This window comes from Saonia sp. (genome assembly GCF_056326165.1).
The window spans coordinates 86,058-110,884 of sequence record NZ_JBWFBN010000003.1 but is presented as its reverse complement, the minus strand read 5'-3'; the positions used below and the strand labels follow the sequence as shown (position 1 = coordinate 110,884).

Genomic DNA, 24,827 nt, shown 5'->3' with positions numbered 1-24,827 from the left:
TGGTTTATAATTGGTTTTCGTCAACTAAATCCAGTTCCACCTTCAAATTATTAATAATAAATTTTTGACGATCTGGAGTATTCTTGCCCATATAAAATGCCAATAAATCCTCAATGGACATGGACTTATCTAACATTACCGGTTCTAATCTAATATCATCACCAATAAAATGTTGAAATTCATCTGGTGAAATCTCTCCTAGACCTTTAAATCTGGTAATTTCAGGTTTTCCTGTTAATTTTTCTATTGCTGCCTTACGTTCTTCATCACTGTAACAATATATGGTTTCTTTTTTATTACGAACCCTAAATAATGGGGTTTGCAAAATGTATAGGTGGTTTTCTTTTATCAATTCTGGAAAGAACTGCAAAAAGAAGGTAATCAATAGCAAGCGTATGTGCATACCATCTACATCCGCATCCGTGGCAATCACAATATTATTATACCGTAAATCCTCCATGGATTCTTCTATGTTCAATGCTGCCTGTAAAAGATTAAATTCCTCATTCTCATAAACAATCTTTTTGGACATGCCGTATGAATTAAGTGGCTTGCCCCTAAGGCTAAATACTGCCTGAGTATTTACATCCCTGGATTTGGTTATGGAACCTGATGCAGAATCACCCTCTGTAATAAACAAAGTACTCTCCAAACGTCTATCTTTCTTTAAGTCACCAAGATGTACTCTACAATCGCGTAATTTTTTGTTGTGAAGACTTGCTTTTTTTGCCCTATCCCTAGCAAGTTTTCTAATACCAGATAATTCTTTGCGCTCTTTTTCTGCCTGTACAATTTTACGCTGAATTTTATCTGCAGTTTCGGGGTTCTTATGCAAGAAATTATCTAGGTATTTTCCAACAAAATCATTAATATATGTTCGCACCGTTGGCAAATCGCCGCCCATATCTGTAGAACCCAACTTTGTTTTAGTTTGACTCTCAAAAACAGGTTCCATTACCTTGATAGAAATAGCGGAAATTATTGATTTTCTAATATCAGATGGGTCGTAATTCTTTCCATAAAAGTCACGAATAGTTCTCACCAGGGCTTCCCTAAAAGCTGTTAAATGTGTTCCTCCTTGTGTTGTATGTTGTCCATTAACAAAAGAATGATACTCCTCGCTATATTGAGTTTTACTATGTGTTAAAGCTACTTCTATATCATCTCCTCGCAAATGGATGATGGGATAGAGCATATCTTCCATATTATTGTTATCCTCCAACAAATCCCTAAGTCCATTCTCAGAATGAAATTTTTCACCATTAAAAAGGATAGTAAGTCCTGGGTTTAAGTAGACATAGTTCTTAAGCATTCGCTCTATGTACTCATTCCTATACTTGTATTTTTTAAAAATGACTTCGTCTGGAGTAAAGGAAACTTTAGTTCCTTTTCTTTTGGAAGTTTCCATTGGACCTTCCTCTACAACTAAATTTCCTTGGTGGAATTCTGCAGTTTTTAATTGATTTTCCCTACTGGATTCTACTTTAAAAAAAGTTGAAAGTGCATTAACTGCCTTTGTCCCAACTCCATTTAGTCCAACAGATTTTTTAAAAGCACGGGAATCGTACTTTCCGCCAGTGTTCATCTTTGAGACAACATCCACAACTTTCCCCAAGGGAATGCCACGACCATAATCTCGTACATTTACAACATTATCCTTGATACTGATTTCAATGGTCTTCCCTGCTCCCATCACAAATTCATCGATACAGTTATCAATGACTTCTTTTAGTAGAATGTAAATTCCATCATCCGCGGAAGATCCATCACCTAACTTTCCAATATACATACCTGGACGCATACGAATATGCTCTTTCCAGTCCAAGGAGCGTATATTGTCTTCGGTATATTGTGTATTTCCTGCCATTAAATAGTTTTGGTATGTAGGTCTGCTAATATAGGAAGTGTGGCAAAAAGATAAAACACCTAATCCTTAAAGTAATTAACAATCAAAGCCTATATTTTGTTGATAGGCTAACTTTTTCCTTCTTTTTTTTGAGAAACCAGTGTAACACCAAAAATTACAATGAGCATTCCTACTATTTGAATAATAGAGATTTTTTCATCCAAAAAGAAATATGCCAAGATAATTGTGGATATTGGTCCCAAGCTTCCAAAAATTGAAAACGTTGATGCACCTAACCTATTAATTGCTTCAGAAACCAAAAAAGAAGGTATCAATGTAGAAAATATTGCCATTGCAAGACCAAGCAGGTAAACTTCCATGGGGTAAGAAAACAACATTGAATAATCTGCAATAAGTAGGTAGTTTGCCACAACATATATTGTGGATGCTATCATGGCATAGGCTGTAAAACTAACTGATCCGAACTTTGGAATGAGCCATCCACTACCTACTAAATAGAGTGCATATGTAAGTGCACTAAGGAAAATAAGAAACCCACCCCAAAGAACCGCATCACCAGTAAGTCCTATTTCATTCCAAAAAACCACCACTATACCAAAATAAGTAACCAAAATGGCTAAAATTTGATTTTTAGTAATCTTCTTCTTAAAAAACAACCATGATAAAAGCACCACCAAAGTTGGATAAATAAACAAAATGATTCTTTCCAACCCCGCCTTTATAAATTGCAGACCTTCAAAATCGAACAAGCTGGCCAAATAATAACCAACAAAACCAAAAAAGGCAATCCATAGATAATCCTTGGTCTTTATTTCCTTTGGGTGTAATGGTTTTTTCCAAAAAGCAATAACCAAATAAAATGGAAGGGCAAATATCATTCTAAAAAAAAGTAGCGTGACAGTATCAATACCGTACTTATATGCTAGTTTTACCATAATGGCTTTGGCAGAAAACAGGACCACACCAAGAATGGCGAATAGTACTCCTAGAGAAGTAGAAGGTTTTTTTAGCATACAACAAAACTAAAGATGTATACTTTGAGAATAATGAAAAATATTAGAAAAATACGATGTTCAGAAATAGGTTATACATTAAACCTAAAATGCATAACATCACCATCTTTAACTATATATTCTTTGCCCTCAACACGCATCTTGCCCGCTTCCTTAACTTTGGCTTCCGTACCATAAGTAACATAATCGTTGTACGCAATGACTTCGGCCCTAATAAACCCTTTTTCAAAATCGGTGTGAATAACACCCGCAGCTTGTGGGGCAGTTGCGCCAACGGGAATTGTCCAAGCACGGACTTCTTTTACTCCCGCTGTAAAATAGGTTTCTAAATTCAAAAGTTTATATGCACCACGAATTAGTTTTGCAGAGCCAGGTTCTGATAATCCCAAATCCTCCAAGAACATTTGTCGCTCCTCATAAGTTTCCAACTCCGTTATATCCGCTTCGGTCCCTACTGCTAAGACAACAACCTCTGCATTTTCATTTGCAACGGTTGCTTTTACTTTATTCACATAGTCGTTTCCATCCACTGCAGCTCCTTCATCCACATTACAGACATACATTACAGGTTTATCGGTTATAAACTGTAATGGCTTTACAAACTCTATTCTATCTTCTTTTTCAATTTCTATAGCTCGTACGGAAGTCCCAGCTTCCAATCCATTTTTCAATTTTAAAAGAACAACTTCTTCTTTCTGCGCTTCTTTATTTCCTGTTTTAGCGGCACGTTTTACTTTATCCAGTTTTTTTTCAACAGTTTCCAAATCCTTCAATTGGAGTTCCATATCTATTGTTTCCTTGTCCCTAATTGGGTCAACTGAGCCATCTACATGAACAATATTATCATTATCAAAACATCGTAGAACATGTAAGATAGCATCGGTCTCTCTAATGTTTCCTAAAAACTGATTTCCCAATCCTTCGCCTTTACTTGCTCCCTTTACCAATCCAGCAATGTCAACAATCTCCACAGTTGCCGGTATTACCCGTTCTGGATTTACTAACTCTTCTAATTTTTCTAATCGGTCATCTGGCACGTTTACGACCCCTATGTTGGGTTCAATTGTACAAAAAGGGAAATTGGCACTTTGAGCCTTTGCATTTGAAAGGCAATTAAAAAGGGTTGATTTTCCAACGTTTGGCAATCCTACAATACCAGCTTTCATGTATAATTATTTTGAACGTGCAAATATAGGAGATGTATATATGGACGGCAATAAATATTTCAAAATAACCATCTATCCACTATAAATACATTTTATTTAAAGATTTTTCATTTATGGCAAAATATTCTTGACTAGAAACCAAAATCATTACGAATGTTTCATGAATTTTAAAGATAAAGTCATTTTTTACATAAAATGGAAGTATTCTCCTGTTAATTCCATATCATTACCGATTCACATTAAAACTAAATTTTTATGAAATTAACTTACACACTCACACTTTTTTTATTAATCAGTGCTTCAACATTATTTGCGCAGAACTCCGTAAATGGATCTGTTAAAGACGATAGCGGAGTCCCACTCGTTGGCGTCAATATTGTTGAAAAAGGTACGTCAAATGGTACTACAACAGATTTTGATGGTAATTATACAATTGAAGTCGGTGATAATGCCACTTTGGTTTTTAGCTATATTGGCTATGGCTCTAGTGAGCTACAAGTATCTGGTCGTTCTACGGTAAACGCGGTTTTATCAGAAGGAGTTCAGTTAGAGGAATTTATTGTAGTAGGTTCTCGTACAGCACCTCGTAGTAATACTGATACACCACTACCAGTTGATGTAGTTGGCGTAAAGGAGTTAAACTCTACGGGGCAGGCGACATTTGATAAAGCCTTGCAGTATAGAATACCATCATTTAATACCGTACAAACACCCGTAAATGATGCAACTTCATTATTGGATCCATACGAAATACGTAATATGGGACCAAGTAGAACTTTGATTTTGATTAACGGAAAGAGAAAGAACTTAAGTGCTCTTCTCTATACACAAACCTCTCCCGGACGAGGTGAAACTGGTGCAGATATTTCTGCCATACCAACAGATGCGATTAAAAGAGTAGAAATCCTAAGAGATGGAGCTTCTGCCCAATATGGTTCTGATGCCATTGCTGGTGTAATGAATATTATTTTAAAAGATTCTCCAAATGAAGGTTCTGCCACAATTAGAGCAGGAATTACTTCTGAAGGTGATGGTGAAATGTTTGGTGTTGCTTTAAACAATGGTTCATCTATTGGAGAAGACAAGGGATTTGTAAATTATACTGTTGATTTATCCAAAGTAAATTTAGCAAACAGACCTGGAACAGTAGATGCAGCAGGTGAAGCGGGGGATTTTGGTGCTGATATTGCAGATGTACAAGAATTCTTGTCTAGAAAGCCAGATGCTGGTAACATTAATGGTTCCCCAGAAACAGCTGCAGCAAAATTTTCTGTGAACTTTGGGCATAACTTAAGTGAGAATACAACCTTATATGCCAATGCTGCTTATGTTTATAAAGCGGTAAACAGTTTTGCCAATTATAGAACTCCTTATTGGAGAACAGAAGCTGATTTTCCATACTTAGCGGATTTTTTCCCTAATGGACCAAATGGATCTTATGATGGATATGTGCCTACTTTTGAAGGTTTATTAAGTGATTATAATGGTACAGTTGGATTTAAGTCAACAATAAACGATTGGAATATTGATGCTAGTTTTACAACTGGTGGAAACCTTCAAACATATAAAGTAAATCAAAGTCATAACCGAAATGTTGTATATTCTCCATCAACATGGGTGGATGCCAATTCTAATGGGGTTATTGATGACGGTGAGGTTACTGAAGGCGCACAATTATACAGGGAAAATAGCCAGCAATCATTTGATCCAGGAGGAACAAAATTTTCTCATAATGTTGGTAACATAGATATCTCAAGAATACTATCTGACAAAGTAAGTATTGGTGTTGGTGCCGAGTTTAGAACAGAAACTTTTGAAGTTATCGAAGGTGAATTGGCTTCTTACGATGGTGGTGGTGCAGATTCATTTGCTGGTGCTTCTCCTCAAAATTCTGGGAAATTCAATAGATACAATATAGGTGGCTACTTTAGTTTGGATTATGATGTAACTGATGATTTCTTATTAAGTGGAACTATAAGAACTGAGAACTATTCTGATTTCGGAAATGCTTTTGTATACAAATTTAGTTCTCGATATAAAGTAAGTGATGCATTTACATTAAGAGGGTCTGTGTCTTCTGGCTTTAGAGCCCCTACCTTACATCAAATATATACTCAAAAGGCACAGTATAGTTTTGTTCCTGGTCAAGGTATTCAAGTGGGTGGGTTAATTAACAATGTTTCTACCCAAGCAAAATTATTGGGTATTGCCCAGCTTGATGCTGAAACTTCAAACAACTTCACTGTAGGTTTTGGAGGTAAAGTTGCTAATAACTTCAGCTATACATTTGATTACTATAATATTGCTGTAAAAGATAGAATTGTTTTAGGTACAGAGATTGGCCCAAGTGGAGACCCAACCAATCAACTGGATATTCTTTTGGCAGGTAACAATCTAAGTGATGTTAGTTTCTTTTCAAATGCAATAGACACAAAGACTTCTGGTATTGATGTAGTGCTTGGATATAAGAATATTGAACTTGGTAATGGTAACTTAGGTCTTAACTTATCTGGAAACTACACCATCCAAAATGAACGTGATGGAGCGGTCAAAAATCCAGAATTGGTAGAGCAAGCAGGACAATCAGTTGTGAATGATACGCAAGAAGCATTGTTCTTTACATCACGACCAAAAACAAAATGGATTTTAGGTGCTAATTATGATGTTGATAAATTTGGTTTTTCATTGAACAATACCTATTTCGGAAAAACTACATTCCAACAACAAGGTATGAGCAATGATATATTTACTGAATTTACACCAAAAATAGTTACTGATTTAGGTGTGAATTTCAACGCAACGGAAAAATTCACAATAGCATTGAACATAAATAACTTGTTAAATGTATTACCAGAGTGGAGTTTTATATCTAAAAATTCTGCTGGTGATGCTCTTTTAGCCGATGCTGCTCAGGTTCAAAACCAATCAAACTTAATTACGTTCAACCAACGTTATTCTCAAATGACCTATGATGGGTACCATTTTAGTCAATTGGGCACAATGCTAAATTTATCTTTGAACTACAAGTTCTAACAAAATAGTGTTTAAATAAAAAGCCCACCTAATTATATTAAGTGGGTTTTTTTATATACTATATTCATAAATTTAATCCTCAGGATGCATAAACCGCTGTTTCCCTAATAACACTTCTTCTGTTTCAACATGATCTTCATCTGGTATGCAGCAATCTACAGGACATACGGCAGCACACTGTGGTTCCTCATGGAAACCCATACATTCTGTGCATTTATCAGGAGAAATATAATACAATTCATCACTTATAGGTTCTTGAGCATCCTCTGCGTTTACGGCTTTCCCGTTTGGCAATACTAAATCACCTTTCAATGATGTTCCATCACCGTATCGCCATTCATCCGCGCCTTCATATATAGCAGTGTTTGGGCATTCTGGCTCACAAGCTCCACAATTTATACATTCATCTGTTATTATTATTGCCATACTCTTCTTTTTCTAAATGCGTACTTTTGTGCAAAGGTAATCTCAATAAAAATCTTGTACAAATATAATGACCGACCTTGCTATTAGATTAAAAGCTTTTGTTAAACTTGGGGCGTTTCTTCGAGAATTTTGTGAATATTCTAAAAAACCTATAGATATAGTAGGAATTAATAAGGACTGGTTTTCTAAGTTAGAGCAAAAAATAGAGCTTTCTGGACATAAGAATGGTTGGTATACCAAAGAAAACATTCTCTTTAGTATAGTAAATTGGGGTAATTTACTAACAGAAAGTAATTTAAATACATGGTTAAAAAAATATGACCTTAGAAACATAGATCCAAAAAATGTCGCCATTATTATGGCGGGCAACATTCCTCTTGTTGGTTTTCATGATTTTCTTTCAGCGTTGATTACCGGTAACAAAGTTTTGGTAAAGACATCGTCCAATGATAATATACTCCTCCCCTTTTTGGCCGACTATTTAATTACAGTGGAACCTACCCTAAAAAGTGAAATTATTTTTACTGATGGTAAACTACAGAATTATGACTGTGTCATTGCTACAGGAAGCAACAATACAGCTCGCTATTTTGAACATTATTTTGGGAACAAACCAAACATTATTAGAAAAAGCAGGAACTCAACTGCTGTTTTAACTGGTGATGAAACAAAAGAACAACTACATGCTTTAGGTGAAGATATTTTTAGATACTATGGATTGGGTTGTCGCAGTGTTTCTAAATTATTTGTGCCTGTGGATTATAATTTTGATGCATTTTTCAAGGCTATTTATCCCTATAATAAAATAATAGATGGAGCAAAATATGCAAATAACTATGATTATAACAAAGCCGTTTATTTAATGAGTGAGTTCAAGATATTGGACAATGGGTTTTTGATCTTAAAGGAAGACAGAAGTTACTCCTCTCCCATTGCATCACTTTTTTATGAAAGGTATTCTTCTAAAAAAGAAATACTAGAAAAAATAGGAAGAGATGAGGAAAAACTCCAATGTATTGTCGCTAATGGGGTTCTAGAAAGTGAAGTTTCTTTTGGGCAAACACAAATACCATCTTTAATGGATTATGCCGATGGTGTGGACACTGTTGAATTCTTGTTAAGAACATAACAGAATTTATTGCATTTTGTCTATATACTTTCAACATATTTTATGACCTTTAACTGCTTAATTTTATTCCAATAAAACAGTAAAAAAATGAAAAAACATAATTTTAGTGCTGGTCCGTGTGTATTACCACAAGAAGTAATGAAAAAAGCTGCAGAAGCAGTAATTGAACTTGATGGTATTGGGCTTTCATTGATAGAAATTTCCCATCGTAGTACAGAATTTGTAGCCATTATGGATAAAGCAAGGTCCTTGGTTTTGGAGTTAATGGGACTAAAGAACAAGGGATACCAAGCTCTATTTTTACAAGGCGGCGCAAGTATGGAGTTTCTTATGGTTGCGTATAATTTATTGGAAACCAAAGCTGGGTATGTAAATACTGGAGCATGGAGTGCTAAAGCTATTAAAGAAGCAAAATTGTTTGGAGACGCTGTGGAGTTGGCATCATCAGAAGATAAAAACTTCAATTATATTCCAAAAGGGTATGATATACCATCAGATCTGGATTATTTACACCTTACATCTAACAACACTATTTTTGGAACACAGGTCAAAGAATTTCCAAAGACAAACGTTCCATTAATATGCGATATGAGCTCCGACATTTTTTCTAGAGAACTGGATTTCTCTCAATTTGACTTAATTTATGCTGGAGCGCAAAAAAACATGGGGCCAGCGGGTACTACCATGGTAGTTGTTAAAGAAGATATTCTTGGGAAAGTTTCTCGCAAAATACCATCTATGTTAGATTATAATGTGCATATTAGTAAAGATAGTATGTTCAACACACCGTCAGTCTTTCCTGTTTATGTATCTATGTTAACCTTGCAATGGTTAAAAGATATGGGAGGTATTGCTGCGATTGAAGAAATTAATGAGAAAAAAGCAAGGCTAATTTATTCTGAAATAGAACTAAATCCCCTTTTCAAAGGTTTTGCTGCCAAAGAAGACCGTTCTAATATGAACGCAACTTTTAATCTTGTTGATGAGTCATTAAAAGACACTTTTGACTCAATGTGGAAAGAAGCTGGAATAAGTGGTGTAAACGGTCATAGATCTGTTGGGGGCTATAGAGCATCTATGTACAATGCCTTGTCCTTGGAAAGTGTTGGTACGCTGGTAGATGTTATGAGCGAATTGGAAAGAAAAGCATAAACATTTATAGATGAAAGTACTTGCAAACGACGGAATATCACAAACTGGAATAACAGCATTAGAAAATGGCGGTTTTGAAGTCATTACAACTAAAGTGGCTCAAGAGCAATTGGTAAATTATATAAATGAAAATAAAATTGATGCCATTCTTGTGCGTAGTGCTACCCAAGTAAGGAAAGATATTATAGATAGCTGCTCTACTTTAAAGCTTATTGGACGTGGAGGAGTTGGCATGGACAATATTGATGTAGATTATGCAAAACAAAAAGGACTTCATGTAATTAATACGCCCGCAGCTTCCTCAGAATCTGTTGCAGAACTGGTATTTGCCCATTTATTTGGAGGTGTTCGTTTTTTATATGATTCCAATAGAAGCATGCCTTTGGAAGGTGATAGCAAATTTAAAGCTCTAAAAAAAGCATATGCTGGTGGTACAGAATTACGTGGAAAAACATTGGGGGTAATAGGTTTTGGACGTATAGGGCAGGCAACGGCGAAAATAGCATTAGGTGTAGGGATGAAAGTTATCTACTTTGACCCCTATATGGAAGAAGCTACTTTAACAGTACCATTTTTTGATGGACAACAAGTTTCATTTCCATTGGAAAGTTCTCCAAAAGAAGAGGTTATAAAATATTCAGATTTTATAACAGTGCATGTTCCAGCTCAAAAAGAGTATATTATTGGTAAGAAAGAGTTAGAATCTATGAAAGATGGTGTAGGTATTATTAATGCGGCACGTGGTGGTGTATTGGATGAAGTTGCTTTGGTTGATGCCCTTGATAACAACAAAGTATCGTTTGCCGCTTTGGATGTATTTGAATCTGAACCACAACCAGAAATTAAAATTCTTATGCACCCCCATATTTCTTTAACTCCACATATAGGTGCTGCCACCAAAGAAGCACAGGATAGGATTGGAATAGAATTGGCAACGCAAATAATAGCACTTTTAAAGTAATATTTTACTTTAAATGAACTCTTCAGTCATTTTTTTTTGATACATTACAAGCCATTAACTAATTATATATAAAATGTCAGGATTATTAGATTTACTAAACAGCCCAATGGGCAAACAATTAATTCAAGGTGTTGCAGGCCAAACTGGACAGCCTGAAAATAAAACAGCTGATGTGTTGAGCATGGCTATGCCCCTTTTAATGGGAGCTATGAAAAAAAATGTTTCTTCTCCACAAGGCGCAGAAGGTTTGTTGAATGCTCTTTCTTCTAAGCATGATGGGGGAATATTAGATAACCTTGGAGGTTTATTTGGTGGAGGTGTAGACAAATCTGTCATCGATGATGGTGCCGGAATATTAGGTCATATTTTGGGAGGTAAACAGCCACAAGTAGAAAATACATTGAGCCAAAAATCTGGAATGGATATAGGTACTATTGCCAATATACTTAAAATAGCAGCACCAATTTTAATGGGCTTTTTAGGAAAACAGAAAGCACAAAACAATGTAAGCGATGCCAATGGTTTAAACGGATTACTTGGGGGTCTTTTAGGAGGGCAGCCAAAACAAAATCAAAGTCTTATAGAAAGTCTTATAGATGCAGATGGTGATGGTAGTGTATTAGATGATGTTGCCGGCATGGTACTTGGAGGAGGAAAAAAGAGAGGTGGTTTAGGCGGCCTTCTTGGTGGATTATTTGGAAAATAATAATCTTAACATATTTTATGAAAGCCATTTGAGTATTCAAATGGCTTTTTTTGTACCTTTTTGTTATGAAAATAATCAAGTTAATATTCTTTTTGTTTTTATGGGTATCCATAAGTTGCAAAAGCTCAAAAGAAACTGTTCAAATTTCTGAAGAAGAAAAAGCAATTTTCAATAAGGAAGAAGGTGATGACCTAACTATTGGTGATGAAGAAATTGAATATGAAATTACCATCATAGACCCCGGTTTCTATACATGGCTACAAAGTATTGCTAGACCAGAAGGGTATTATTCCCAATCTTTTTTGGAGAATAGAAACATTCTTTATGTACAAGAATGGAACAGAAGAGTTCTACAGCCCAATAGGTACAGCCCTAACTTATATGAGCTGCAAATAGATTATGAAAGAAATATTGATTATGGCTATGAGGTAAACTATCAATTATACAATTACTTTATATATTTTCAACGCAAGTACAATCAAAGGCTTGGCCCTTTTATTCCAAGAATTTAAACGATATATTTGTGTTCACAATTTAATTGATGGAGAAGCTAAAGCAACGTTGGGGAATTAAATCAAATTTTCAAATAATAATTATTTTTATTGTTTTTGCCATCACTGGTACAACTGCGGCAAAATTGGCTTCACCATTGACGGAATTCATTGGTTTGGAAAAAGGAACAACAAACCCATGGATATATTGGATTGTTCGCATTTTATTGATTTTTCCAATCTATCAAATATTACTGGTCGCCTTTGGTTGGCTATTTGGGCAATTTCAGTTTTTTTGGAATTTTGAAAAGAAAATGCTTATGCGTTTGGGTTTAAAAAGATTTTTATAAATAAACACTTTACTTTTCTACGCAACAACCCTCATTAGCACATTGACAATAGTTCCGATTATAAAGGTGTATAAAAAATAAACCTAGCGTAGGGATATAAATAAGCGTTTCTGTTAGATGAATAATGGACAGCTTTTCATTTATGACCACAAAGGCTAATATCAACCAAAATATCCATAGCACAAATGACATCCATTTTCTAGTGGTGGTTTTAGCCGACCAATAGACGGCAAATAATGAAATGACCAAAAAAGCCAAATCAAGTAAACCCCACCACCAAGGATGAGTTTCTTTTGATAGGACCAACTGTGCCTGCACCAAAAATATAAATGGTGTTGCCAAACAATGTATAAGACATAAGGAACTGGCAATTGAACCAATAATATCAGATTTTGAAGTTAGTTTAAGCATGTTCATAATGGGTTAAAACTGTTTTAAAAAGGTGATCTTACTGATAAACTGTGTGTTTCTTTGTGTTGGGTCAAAAGAATTGGTTTCTATATCATTGAACACCAAATAGATGAATGACAATGGCGAATACTCCCAACTAAAACGAACATTCCATCTACCTTGTTCATTAAAACTGTTGTATTGGTAAAAGGTTGATAATTGAACCCTGGGATTAAGGGCCAATCGTAGATTTGCAGAATAAAGATCGGTTTCCAAGTTTTCTTCCAAAATGCCCACTCCATTAATATCATTGTGTTCATAATTTAATGACAGTGTCGCATGCGGAATTGGAGCAAAACGGGCAGTGGCATTAATGGCGTTGCGTGTACCATTGTAGAAATTACCAAAACCAAAACTTAAATCTCCTGACCATTTTTTGGATTGATCGGTATAGTAGCGTACTACATGACGGGTATAAAAATATCTGTCTTGCTCAATTTCCAACCCTAAAGGGGCAAAGTCAAAATTTATGTTCTGCCATGTGGGAGTGTTGGAAATTTCCAAAAAACTATTGTCCTTGAACCAAGTGTATATGGGGAAAATGTATAAACTGGCTTGTTGAAACCTATCGGGCCTATCGGCATCGTGGTTATAATTCACAAATACACCGGGATCCCAGCGTCTAATCCATTCCAGCTTTTTCGGACGCCAAATATAATATCCCCCCGGATTGTGCCTAATCGCATTGTTCTGCCTAACAAATCCCATTTTTGGATTGTAATTGTCATCCGTGTACTCGGTAACCCATCCATAGTAGTACTTATTTGTGTCGTTACCTACAAAGATTCTCCCAGAATACCCTGTTTTACCTGAAAGTTCATCAATTGATGTGGAAAGTAAATACTGAATGTCAATTTGACTTGTAGGTCTTATTTGACCATCTATTGTAATGGTGGTATTATTTGTTTTACCAACACCTAAAGAGTTGTTGCTTTCATCCAACCGATGAGTTAGCATAACACCAACATTATTTTCTCTTCCATAGTTTTTAAGGTACCTAAAGACTCCAAAGTTGGCTACAGTAGAATTTTCAGTTCCTCGTTGGCGCACAAGAAGCCCCGCAAGTGCGCTTTTTTCCGTTCGTTGTGTAAAACGAGCTCCAACATCAATAGGTGCGGGAATGGCATTAAATTCACCCTGTAGGCCTATTCTTCTACTAAAAAATGGTCGAATGGATTGTTGTAACCCGCCAGCCCAAATACCAGAATTTTCTAAAAAAAACTGTCTTCTTTCAGGGAAGAATATATTAAAACGTTCTAAGTTGTTTACGGCTCGGTCTACATCGACTTGGGCAAAATCAGTGTTCACTGTTAAATCAAGTACCGTCTTTGGATTTAGTGCCCATTTCGCATCAAAACCAGTTTTAGGGTCGCTTGAATTACTGATCAAACCATTACCTTGTTTGTTTTCATCATATTGATAAAGCGCATAAGGTTCGATTCTAATGTTGGTCGAAGGAGGCGGTGCGTTGATGCCTGTAAGCTTTGCAGCATATGTCATACGGTAAGGGGTAAATGATTGTGGAATAGCCGGAAAGGTACTTACCTCTATGTCTCTTCTGGCATAACGAACAAGGGTAATTCCTAATTCTATAGCTGAACCTTCTTCTGGTAAATTGTAGCGTAAGGACTTAAACGGAATGGCCATTTCAACGATATACCCATTTTCTTTTCTTTGGGTTCTAACCCGCCATAGGGTATTCCAACCGGTATCAAAATTGTTACCATTAAAATTCTGAAAATCTCTCTGATTGCCATAAGGGGTAGTTTGAAATCCTTGGGCATACTGCTTTAAGTTTTGTGGGTCTAGGGCAATTCCGAAAATATCGTTCTCTCCCCAAGAAAAATCCCTACGTAGGTCTTGAATTCGAATTCCTTTTACGCCAGCAGAATCTTTACAAAAAGCTCCTATGTAAAGGTTTTTATCATCATAAAGAAAACGAACCTCTGTTTTGTATTTGATGTCACCACCTTGTCTCGGTTCTCTTCTGAAAAAATCATCTAGTACTTGTGCATTGACCCAATCTGTTTCGTTTAAGGAACCATCAACTTTAATTGATCCACTAGCTTGGTGAACCGTTACTTTTGCAGGTTCTTCGGGAGGTGGAAAATTTTCTTCTTGCGCATATACGAAAGAGTTCAACACTAGAAATAATACCAGTACCCCCATACCTTTTTTTGTAACTGCTAGCTTCCTATTAAATATGGTATTATAAGTAAAAATCACAACCTTCTTAATTTTAAGATGGACAATAAGAAAATAACGGTAATGATGATTAAAAGAGGGATTAACATTTTACCTAAACTCATATTGTTTTTTCCTGTAAAATATTTTGGTTTAAACTGTGACCAATCAACATCCTTCGCTGTTTTTTCATCAAATATTTTAGGGTAGAAATGCAAGCGTAACCTTTCATGAAAATTGGTGGTCTCATCCATAAAATCTATATGATTTCCCAGACTGGTCCCCGCAATTTTATTGAATGCGAGTTGGGTATACATATTGGGAATAAACTGGGCAATTTTTTGGCTCGTTAGCTCACGGCTCAGTATCTTATCCTTGAATTGCTTACTATCTTCCCTAGCATCATCATCACCCATTTGCTGCATGGCATAATACCATAGCCATGTAAACCCTTCGTTGGGATAACCGTAGTGTTCAAATTGTGGGTAGTGTCCATAAAAACTTTTAAGGGTTGTTGTCTTATCAGTATCCCATTTTGTATGATAACCATCCCGTTGTTTGATCATGGTGCTCAATGCCTCGGGTACAGGATACCTGTTGGCAATATAACTATTGATTGTAGAGGGCAACAACACAACAAGTACCAACCAAATTGATAACAATAACAGAATGTTGAATCCTGATTTCTTTTTAAAACCTATCACTAAAAAACAAAGTGCTATCCAAAAGGTTAGATACAAGGTACTCAACCCAATAATGGTCATAAAGTTTTCATCAAAGGGAATCTTTAATATCACTTTTGCCAGCAACAACAACAAAAATAAGGCTGCATACATAAATATGGTCCTGACAGAAAGTTTTCCCAATAAGAACTTTAATTTGGATTTGGTCTGTACGGCAACCAGTCGCCATGTGCCAGATTCTGTCTCTTCCGATAGCAGATTGAACAAAATTGCAATGGTCAAGAGCGGAAATAAATAAATAATGACAAAGCCCAAATCCAGATTCCCGGATTGGAGGTTGACCGGGTTGACTAAATCCGTATCATACTTTTGTCCTTCTAGGTTTAAAATTTTTGTGGACTGTACATTAGGGTTTACATCGCTTTGTCCAATGGACAATCCTGCCAAATTGGATGGCTTGTTTATAAAAGAGAATTTTAAATAGTATAGTAACAAACCTAGGTCTTCACCATGAAATTCAATATTCTTTTTAATATGGTTTTCTTGGTAAGTAGTAATTTCATTAATGGCTTTTTCTTGTCTGTCCAAAAATTGTTTGCCAACAAGAATACTTACAAGGCCTAATGTTATGATAAGCACAAAGCTTAAAACAACGGTGCGCGATCTTAAAAATTGGGTCATTAAAAGTTGAAACATAACTAAATTGCTTTTGCTTTTTTTGTTAAATAACTAATGGCCAATATGGATAGAAGCAGCCAGGCCAGTAAGGATGCTATGGCCAAAGCCTCTCTTGACAATGACTTGCTTATGGGAGAGAATTCATATGAAAAATCTGGAAATTCTTCCCAATGCTCATGACCTACAACATGAACGCTGCCTTCAGAACCACTTACCCTATTTGGGCTTATATATTCCATTTGCAGCTCGTTCATTTCTTGGGCTAAATCGTATCGGTATTTTTCGGCCTTTTTTTGAAAATCAACATAACCATCATAATCTGTACCCGACAAAGCCATTGAGAGGTTCTTTATAGCGATGAACGGGTTTATCAAAGAAGTAAACCTACCCAAATTATTTTGCTGTTGATAGGTACTTACTAAATCATCGTAGTGCTTATTGTAGGTTTTAGAACTGGTTTTTTCACCAACACCCATTATAAAACCACTATAATTAAAGGGTAAATTCTCTACTTTTTCCACATTGTGAAAAGTAAGTACAGAGTCGCGCAATTTTTCATAATAAGGATCATCAGGGTTATGGCTATCTGCCACTTTTGTTATGTCTTTTTCAATAGCAGCCTGAAACTCTAATTTTGAGGGTGTGCTAAAAAAATAGTTACCAAAAGCTTGAGAGGTTTTGGGCAATAATACTACCATAACCAACCAAATTCCCAATAACTTTAGCAGTGCATTTTTAGAGGTTTTACTACTTGCCGAAACCATAATGGTCAACATGGATAGAATGGCCATAAAGACAACATAAGAAAACATCATAACACCAAAACGTGGCCACGAATACGAACCTTCTGAAACGCTGTTATCTAGTAAAAGAAAGCCCCCTGTAATCAACAGTACCGGTAAAAAGAACAACAATCCCACTCCAAATAAACCCAGTGAGTTGCCTAATAATATGCTCTTCCAAGATGCTCCCTGTGTAACCAATATTTTTAATGAACCATTTTCGCGTTCAGAAACTATTGTGGAAAAGCCAAGAAAGAATATAATCAACGGCAACACAGTCTGTAATATCATGGCCATACTCAATTCCCCAAAACGCAATGTGCCCGTAGAAAAACTTGCATCCGAAAAATTAACACTGTTCTGTCTGTGGGCTTCCAAAAAAACCGCATTTCCAGTAAAGCTTTCAATGCCATAATCAAACATGCTCAAGGGATGTTTTAACCGAAAAGCAAAAGTTCCAAAATGTGCCATTCTGTGCGGATGCTTGTCAGGATTGGCCTCCCAGCTTTCACGGGCCTTTTGTTGATGTTCTGTTCGAATGCTATTTTGCTGCTTGTAATTTTGGATCCCACTAACAGCTGCAAAGACCGTTAGCAGAACAAAAATTGCAAACATGACATATACAATGACCAATTTAAACGTGTTGCGCCAAAAGTTTTTGGCAAACAAAACAATGTTGCTGAACTCCATTTTGCTTAAAATTTATAGGTTGCATTCAGCAGTACATTTCTTGGTGCTCCAGGACCTAATCTAGAAGGATTAAGGCCTCCCAACCAATAGGTTTCATCAAATAAATTATTGACTTTAAGTGTCAATTGAATACCTGTATTATTTGGCTTGTAATAAACAGCGGCATCAAACACAGTGTATGATGGCAACAATACCCTATTGATGCTGTAGGTAGGGTTATACCATGTATATCTTTCATCTACATATTGGACACCCAAACCAAAGCCTATTCCCTTTAATGCACTGTTGGGATTAAAATCGTAACGCCCCCACAGGTTTGCATTATGTTTTGGAGCACCTCCAATGCGTTCCCCAATAAAATTTTCAATGGCATCTTCTTCAATGGTAGCATCTGTATAACCATATGAAGCGGTTAATTGTAAGTTGGGTGATACATAACCAGAAATGTCTGTTTCAAAACCCCTACTTCTCTGTTCCCCTCTGGTTGTTAAGTTATCTAAATCATACGTATCACCAAGCAAGATATTTTTTTGGCTGATATCAAAAATTGCGAGATTGGCGAATATTTTCCCATTTAAAAATTCTCCTTTAGCTCCTACTTCTATCAGACTACTTTCCAATGGGTCAAACCTGCTTGGTGAAGCAGACCAAAAGAAGCCTTCGGCAGTTGGTGATAATGAAACCGTATTTGTATGGGGTTGAAATCCTTTTAAATAGGTGGCATATGCACTAATGTCATTGGTGACTTCATAGGTTAAACCCAATCTAGGTACAAAAGCATCGGTCTTAAATTCTTGCTCATTACCTTTATAATCAAAAATATCAGTAAACGATTCATACCGTAGATTTACTAAAGCTGAAAATTTTCCAACCTTAAATTGGTTTTGAATATAGATACCACTTGAAGTGTTTAAATTTGCAGGAATTGATAATTCAGAAAGGTTATAGGCATTTGTATTTCTAGCGCCATTAAAAGGATTTTCTAAATCAAAATGGGGAACGGCAGGTACTGGCATCGTTATACCATCTACAACCATCTGTTGAAAATTATCTGGATTACTTGAGTCAAAATTAGACTGACCGCCACTTACTGTTAAATACCTTCTGGCACGTAGGAATCCAGCTCCAATTTTCCTTTCCCAACGTGTTGCATCATATCCAACCAATATTTTATTCGAAATGTTATCATTTTTGATATCATAGGTAAAATAGGTGCTAAAATTATCCGTTTCCCAAAACTGTTGTCTTTTGTCATATCTCATTCTTACAAGTGTAGGAATCACGTTACCATCAATATCAACCGCTGTACCATCAACCCTATGTTCGGCTAAATCCTCGTCCCAGGTTTGTTTCATGAACTGCGCATTGAAACCAAAATTTTCAGCAAATTTTTTATTAAAGTTGGCCATGAAAATAAGCTCCTTGTTTTTGTAATGGTCGTTTGATGCACCGACATTCATTGAGATTGGGGTGCTATTTAAATCAAATTCACCATTAATTGCACCAAAAATTGGCTGACCCCTATCTAAATTACCTTTAGCATCGTTATAGATCATTTCTACATTGAGCGATGTGTTCTCGTTAGGAATATAACTTAAAGATGGTGTAACTAAAATGGCATTGTTATTTACCACATCCCTAAAAGAATCTGCTTCTTGAAATGCTATGTTAAAACGGTACAACAATGTTTTGGAATTGTTTAAAGGACCTGTAAAATCCGCTGTTGTTCTTAAGGTTCCAAAACTACCTGCAGCGATTGAGACTTCACTCCGCTTTTCAGTTAATGGTTTTTTAGTTACCATATTTACGGTTCCACCTGGATCCGCACTGGAAAATGTTACTGACGAAGGTCCTTTGATAACCTCTACACGCTCAAGATGAGACGTTATAGGTTGTAAAAAGTAGTACTGACGTGTACGCATACCATTAAGCATTTGCCCATCATCTGCTTGTGTAATACCGCGGATATTATAATGGTTGTACAAGCCTGTGATCGAAACATTACTTACTGTTTTTACCGCATCCGGTAGCTGGAATGCTTGTCGGTCAGCAATAAGTTCTTTGGTTACTGTAGCTACTGCTTGTGGCAATTCTTTATTATTTATGGCCACTTTGGTAGCTGAAAAGGAATAATCACTATTGTAATCTTGTCTGGCACGACCTATCACTTCAACAGCCTGTAACTCTTGGGCTGACTCGGTTAAAGTAATTGTTCCTAAATCTTGGGCAGAGCTAATATCAATCGAAGTTGTGTACGTTTCATACCCTAAAAAACGGACTTCCAAAGTATAGCTCCCGTTTTCGGCATTGAGATTAAACACACCATTTTTATTGGTCAACACCCCAATGGTTGTACTGTTATTTGATAAGGATGCTGTTGCCCCGAAAATTGGGCTGCCATTTTGATCAACAACTTTTCCCGTGATGCTTTGTTGTGCATAAGAAAATGCACAAAGTATAAAAAGAAATATTGTATATGTTAGTTTGTTGGGCTTCATTTTATATTGTTTTTAAGTATAAATCTTGTAATTCGTTCGCGTCTATTTTGTTTGTTTTAGAGGTATAGACCAATTTTCCTTCTTTCATTATTCCGATTGTGGTACCTACGTTCACTGCATTAAAAATATCATGGGTAGCCATGAAGATTGATTTTCCTTCTTTGGCCAATTCTTTGCAGATTGCCGTAAACTCCACGGTTGCCTTGGGATCAAGGCCAGAGATTGGCTCGTCCATAAAAATGATGTCTGCATCTTTGGCCAAGGCAATGGCTATACCCACTTTTTGACGCATACCCTTAGAATAGGAACCTAGTTTACTTAAATGTGCATCTTGTTGCAGCCCTGCCTTATCCAAAAAGGAAACCAGTTCATTTTTAGAATATTTGAACCCAGCTATTTTGCTAAAGAAATCCAGGTTTTCAACACCTGTCAAGTTTCCATAGAGTTGCACAACTTCTGGAATATAGGCTATGTGTTTTGTGGTTTCTGAAGTGTTGTGCTTTACTTCAATATCATTTATAAGAGCTTTACCACTTGTGGCTTCTATAAGTCCAAGAAATAAATTTATGGTGGTAGTTTTTCCTGCGCCATTTTGCCCCAGCAAGCAAAATATCTCTCCAGATTCAATCGATAGGTTTAAATTATCAAGTGCTATTTTATCACCATACTTTTTAGTAAGGTCGTTTGCAATAATCATATAAGGAATTATTATAAGTTTAAATAGATAATACTATCCATATTAGTTCTATACTAAAGGATAGGAATATGTTCATCGTTTCCCTTCTGGGAAAGACTTGTTAATAGAAATGGTTTATCTGAAAGAAGGAGGTCCCCGTAGAAGTACTTTTCCGAGTGAAAAAATTAAGGGGTTGCTTTCAAAATATTGTATTTGTAAAAGAAATATAAAACAAGCAAGAGTTAATACAGCAATTGCTTGAAAGTATATTGGGTAATGATTGTTAAGAAAGGCGCATATATAGCACTGTGTTGAACCATCATCTATTTTTTTAATTATTGGAAGTGTCTCAAAAATAGAAGCTTTAGAGTCTGTATGCTCCGTAAAAACATGGTAGGCATGAAAAGAGAATTGGAACAACCAAAAGGTTGCCAACACAAAACTTACAAATATATTTCTACGTTCTTTTTTCATGAAAATTTAGGGGCAGGGTTTCTGCCCCCATTATAAACTTTTTTATCCTTCTTACTCTACGGTAAGGTTAAATGTCTGAGTGATGTCAGTTTCTCCACCGGCATCAGCCAAAGTACCATCATTGGGCTTCTTTGGTTCATGACGTAACGTGGCGGTCAAAACTGCACTTCCAGCATCTCCTGTTGTCAGTGTGAATTCCAACCCAACAGGATTTCCATCACCATCTTGATCGTCATATGTTACACTGGCAATGCTTCCAGAAGTAACATAAAAAAACTGATGTTCGTCATCTTCTTCCTCTACTTCCTCTGTAATGTTTTCGGCCGGAGTTTCTGTTTCGTTTAACAACATTATAGATCCAGAATAGGAGGTGCTAGCTGACAAATTTCCAGAAACAGTGACATTAGGCGCATTTGGCCCATCACCGTCTAAATCTTGAGATTGTAAAGTAACGGTTGTACCACCACCATCTGGCATCAAACTTATAGTTATGGTTGTAATAACTTCTTCTTCATGGATTTCTTCTGGCGCATTGTCATCGCTGGAACACGCAACAAATAATACTGTAAAGGCTATTAATGATAAGATTTTGATTGTTTTCATAATTTTTATGTTATTAATAATTAAACTTAATTTGTAAAATGATGTTTCTCCCAAGATCATTAGCAAAGAAACGTTGTCTGTTTAAGTAGTCCCTATAATCTGTATTTAAAAGGTTGCTAACCGTAAGAGACGTAGTTAATTTTGTTTTATTCTTGAACGGGAACTCTAATTTGGACCTAAGAGCAAGTAAATGGTATGCATCTGGAGGTGTGTTTATCTCTAACATAACATCTTGCTGTTGTTCAGGGGAAAAAACCAAAATATTGTCAGGGGTCTCATTTTGGCGAAATACATATTGACTCTCCATAGAGGCTTCAAAATTCTTCCATTTGGGCATCGAAAATATTAATTTGTTTCTGAAGTTTGCTGCAGGGATATTTATCAAAGCATCCCCATTTTCGACATCCTTACCCTTAACAATGGAAAATTTGTGCTCCGTTGTCCAATGGCTTGTCAAATTTGCTGTAGCAGCAATGTCCAATCCCAATACGCGGGCATTGGTTTGGCGATATTCCCATACAGGAAATGCTCCCCTAATGGTGAATTCCACTCCGGATGGTTCTAGCAAGACAAAATTTTGAATCCAATTTGCAAAAGGTTCAATGACAATTCCCCATTTTTCAAAACCCTTTTCATAAGATGCTGTTATTTTATGTGAGGTTTCACTATCCATTCTCAAATCACCCAGCTCAATTCTGGCTGCGGAATGGTGCAACCCATCACTAAACAGTTCTGAAGGATTTGGTGCCCTTTGCGCTAGCGCATAGTTAAACTTTAATTCTGAATAATCTATAAATTCATACCTGCCTCCTACTGTTGCAGAAATATTGTGATAGTCAAAAACAGGGTTCACCAAAAGCTGGGTGCCCAAATCTTCCACGACCAAGTCTTGAAATTCATCATCATATCCACGTTCTTCCCAACGAGAAGTAACGTAATATTTCTGGGCATCAATTCTACTATAATCGTAACGCAGTCCAGCATCCAATAAAAATTGGTCATTGACCCTATATTCCCCAATTAAAAAACTTCCAAGATCAAATTTTTGGTAATCAGGAATCAGACGGCGAACTCCTGTTTCTGGATTTGCAAAATTGTCTTGGTACCTTCCCATTAATCCAAAATGCAATTTCCAGTCTTCTTTTGCGTCCCAAACAAAATCAGTGGATAAGGTGTGCGTGGTCAATTCTAGGTCAATAGATGGCGTATTGTCCCTTTCTCCCCTTCGAATATCATACTCAAACCTTCGGTTGCTTTGAAAATCATATTGTAGATTCCATTTTCCAACACCTTCAAACCGATTGTAAAATTTAAGCTTGCCCAAATGATGGGTAACTTTCTGTCGTGGATTTAGTAAATCATATGTAAATGAGTTAATGGTTCCTGGTTCTCCACTATTGATACTACGTATTAAATCATCCACATTTCCAATATGTGATGCACGTAAAATAGCTATTTCTGTGTTGTAATAAGAATACCTAGCATCCCATCCCCTGATAAATTGACGCTTCCCAAATTGTAGCGAAGCGGCCAACTCTTTTACACCTGTGTTGGATAATACGTAATTTGGAGCTTCATGGTCGCCCAATTTTTTATATGCCCCTTGCCCTTTTAGAAACCATCCATTCTTATAGGTTTTGGTCAGTTCAGAAACTACATTTCCACCTCTTCCATTGGATACACCGTTCAGCAATGTTTTACCATAAAGAGAATCCTTTAAGGGAATTCGTTCTTGTTCCATTACAATAGTTCCTCCAATGGCATCTCCTCCATATTGCAGTGCCGATGCTCCTTTTATGACCGAAATTGAGCCTGCAGTATTGATGTCTATATTAGGTGCATGTTCTGCGCCCCATTCCATATCTTGCATTCGCACACCATCATTTAAGATCAAAACCCGACTACCATTTAAACCATGGATGGCCGGTTTAACAATATTTGCACCTGTGTTCAATGAAGATACACCGCCCAATCCCTTTAGGGCATCGCCCAAGCTACCTGTACTGTACAGTTCAAGCGTATTGAGTTTTAAACTTTTTTCCAAAGCTGAGTTCGTCTTTTCGCTAACGATATCCCCTACAACCTGCACTTCATCCAACTCTTCCAAGTGGTGTTCCAATTTTATATCATAATTGGTGTTTCCATCTATTTGAAGGGGAATTATCAATGTTGAGCATTCTGGATGGGAAACTTCCATCTCAATATTCCCTTCGCACAACCCTTTAATAATGTATTCACCATTATTATTGGAAATAACGGATAAATTAGTACCTAATACAACAACTGTTGCCCCAGACAACAAGGTTTTATTATGATAATCAATTATGTTTCCTCTTAAAGTTCTAGTGCAATTTTGAGCTATAGAACAATATGTTATGAAAACACATAAAACAGTTAAAATAAATGTTTTAATATGCATTAAAAAATGGTTTTCTCCCTTGGAATGAGGGACTGAATAAAAAAGTGTAGAATTATCCTAAGGTGTGGATGGAAGGCGGAGGCCTTGAAAATAGACATGATTTATGGGGACTTCCCAAAAATAATTCAGCTTCTACCTCCAGTATTGGCTCTACCAATACTACCAAACTTACAGTTGGTGCTTCAACTATTGTTAAAAGTTGGTGTTCAGCTTGCTGATTCTCAACAGCCACAACACACCATTTACAATTTTCAATTGAAGTTTTATTAGTATCATGATGGGTATAAACATGGAAGGCCGATACCTTTATCAGCATCAGAAAAGTAAAAACAATAAAGAAAATAATTTTCTTCTTCTCTCCCATATATAACAAACTTAGTTAATTTATGTGAATTA

The 24,827-nt window shown here is 36.2% G+C and carries 20 protein-coding genes; 7 read left to right on the top strand and 13 right to left on the bottom strand.

Annotated features, from left to right (window positions below; translation table 11 throughout):
- Positions 1-4: 4 nt before the first annotated feature.
- The 3 genes from AC000W_RS04465 to ychF all read right to left on the bottom strand — a co-directional run bounded on the left by AC000W_RS04465 (position 5) and on the right by ychF (position 4,046).
- Entirely contained in the window at positions 5-1,867 is a 1,863-nt protein-coding gene (locus AC000W_RS04465; RefSeq protein ID WP_474746414.1) for a DNA topoisomerase IV subunit B, read from the bottom strand.
- A gap of 107 nt (positions 1,868-1,974) precedes the next feature.
- Complete coding sequence (locus AC000W_RS04460; RefSeq protein ID WP_474746412.1) at positions 1,975-2,880, bottom strand: DMT family transporter; 906 nt, start codon at positions 2,878-2,880, stop codon at positions 1,975-1,977.
- A gap of 71 nt (positions 2,881-2,951) precedes the next feature.
- Positions 2,952-4,046 (bottom strand): redox-regulated ATPase YchF, encoded by a 1,095-nt coding sequence (ychF, locus tag AC000W_RS04455; RefSeq protein ID WP_474746410.1) that lies wholly within the window; start codon positions 4,044-4,046, stop codon positions 2,952-2,954.
- A 255-nt stretch (positions 4,047-4,301) separates the two neighbouring features.
- Here ychF and AC000W_RS04450 point away from each other — a divergent pair, with 255 nt between their 5' ends.
- Positions 4,302-7,079, top strand: coding sequence for a TonB-dependent receptor (locus AC000W_RS04450; RefSeq protein ID WP_474746408.1), 2,778 nt, complete (start codon positions 4,302-4,304; stop codon positions 7,077-7,079).
- A 72-nt stretch (positions 7,080-7,151) separates the two neighbouring features.
- Here the strand turns inward: AC000W_RS04450 and AC000W_RS04445 are convergent, their stop codons facing one another.
- Positions 7,152-7,505, bottom strand: coding sequence for a 4Fe-4S dicluster domain-containing protein (locus AC000W_RS04445; RefSeq protein WP_474746407.1), 354 nt, complete (start codon positions 7,503-7,505; stop codon positions 7,152-7,154).
- Positions 7,506-7,572: 67 nt separating this feature from the next.
- On the opposite strand from AC000W_RS04445, the gene AC000W_RS04440 reads away from it, so the two are divergent.
- From AC000W_RS04440 to AC000W_RS04415, 6 genes are all read left to right on the top strand, one after another.
- The gene (locus AC000W_RS04440) at positions 7,573-8,634 is read left to right on the top strand and encodes an acyl-CoA reductase (protein WP_474746405.1); all 1,062 of its coding nucleotides are present in this window, start codon (positions 7,573-7,575) and stop codon (positions 8,632-8,634) included.
- Between the two features lie 87 nt (positions 8,635-8,721).
- Complete coding sequence (gene serC / locus AC000W_RS04435) at positions 8,722-9,786, top strand: 3-phosphoserine/phosphohydroxythreonine transaminase (RefSeq protein WP_474746403.1); 1,065 nt, start codon at positions 8,722-8,724, stop codon at positions 9,784-9,786.
- Positions 9,787-9,796: 10 nt separating this feature from the next.
- Positions 9,797-10,747: a D-2-hydroxyacid dehydrogenase gene (locus AC000W_RS04430; protein ID WP_474746402.1), complete on the top strand. Its 951-nt coding sequence runs from the start codon at positions 9,797-9,799 to the stop codon at positions 10,745-10,747.
- A gap of 73 nt (positions 10,748-10,820) precedes the next feature.
- Positions 10,821-11,453, top strand: a complete 633-nt coding sequence (locus tag AC000W_RS04425; RefSeq protein ID WP_474746400.1) for a DUF937 domain-containing protein — start codon at positions 10,821-10,823, stop codon at positions 11,451-11,453.
- A 65-nt stretch (positions 11,454-11,518) separates the two neighbouring features.
- The gene (locus AC000W_RS04420) at positions 11,519-11,965 is read left to right on the top strand and encodes a DUF6146 family protein (RefSeq protein WP_474746398.1); all 447 of its coding nucleotides are present in this window, start codon (positions 11,519-11,521) and stop codon (positions 11,963-11,965) included.
- Between the two features lie 29 nt (positions 11,966-11,994).
- Positions 11,995-12,294, top strand: coding sequence for a DUF6787 family protein (locus AC000W_RS04415; RefSeq protein ID WP_474746396.1), 300 nt, complete (start codon positions 11,995-11,997; stop codon positions 12,292-12,294).
- Positions 12,295-12,303: 9 nt separating this feature from the next.
- Here AC000W_RS04415 and AC000W_RS04410 read toward each other — a convergent pair whose 3' ends face one another.
- The 9 genes from AC000W_RS04410 to AC000W_RS04370 all read right to left on the bottom strand — a co-directional run bounded on the left by AC000W_RS04410 (position 12,304) and on the right by AC000W_RS04370 (position 24,795).
- Positions 12,304-12,705, bottom strand: a complete 402-nt coding sequence (locus tag AC000W_RS04410; protein WP_474746394.1) for a MerC domain-containing protein — start codon at positions 12,703-12,705, stop codon at positions 12,304-12,306.
- A 12-nt stretch (positions 12,706-12,717) separates the two neighbouring features.
- The gene (locus AC000W_RS04405; protein ID WP_474746393.1) at positions 12,718-14,913 is read right to left on the bottom strand and encodes a DUF5916 domain-containing protein; all 2,196 of its coding nucleotides are present in this window, start codon (positions 14,911-14,913) and stop codon (positions 12,718-12,720) included.
- A 53-nt stretch (positions 14,914-14,966) separates the two neighbouring features.
- Positions 14,967-16,307, bottom strand: a complete 1,341-nt coding sequence (locus AC000W_RS04400; RefSeq protein WP_474746391.1) for a DUF3526 domain-containing protein — start codon at positions 16,305-16,307, stop codon at positions 14,967-14,969.
- A gap of 2 nt (positions 16,308-16,309) precedes the next feature.
- Entirely contained in the window at positions 16,310-17,761 is a 1,452-nt protein-coding gene (locus AC000W_RS04395; RefSeq protein WP_474746390.1) for an ABC transporter permease, read from the bottom strand.
- A 5-nt stretch (positions 17,762-17,766) separates the two neighbouring features.
- The gene (locus AC000W_RS04390; RefSeq protein WP_474746388.1) at positions 17,767-20,259 is read right to left on the bottom strand and encodes a TonB-dependent siderophore receptor; all 2,493 of its coding nucleotides are present in this window, start codon (positions 20,257-20,259) and stop codon (positions 17,767-17,769) included.
- Position 20,260: 1 nt separating this feature from the next.
- Positions 20,261-20,956: an ABC transporter ATP-binding protein gene (locus AC000W_RS04385; protein ID WP_474746387.1), complete on the bottom strand. Its 696-nt coding sequence runs from the start codon at positions 20,954-20,956 to the stop codon at positions 20,261-20,263.
- Between the two features lie 504 nt (positions 20,957-21,460).
- Positions 21,461-22,012: a type 1 periplasmic binding fold superfamily protein gene (locus AC000W_RS04380; protein WP_474746385.1), complete on the bottom strand. Its 552-nt coding sequence runs from the start codon at positions 22,010-22,012 to the stop codon at positions 21,461-21,463.
- A gap of 13 nt (positions 22,013-22,025) precedes the next feature.
- The gene (locus AC000W_RS04375) at positions 22,026-24,431 is read right to left on the bottom strand and encodes a TonB-dependent receptor (protein ID WP_474746383.1); all 2,406 of its coding nucleotides are present in this window, start codon (positions 24,429-24,431) and stop codon (positions 22,026-22,028) included.
- 52 nt (positions 24,432-24,483) lie between these two features.
- Complete coding sequence (locus AC000W_RS04370; protein WP_474746381.1) at positions 24,484-24,795, bottom strand: hypothetical protein; 312 nt, start codon at positions 24,793-24,795, stop codon at positions 24,484-24,486.
- Positions 24,796-24,827: the final 32 nt, after the last annotated feature.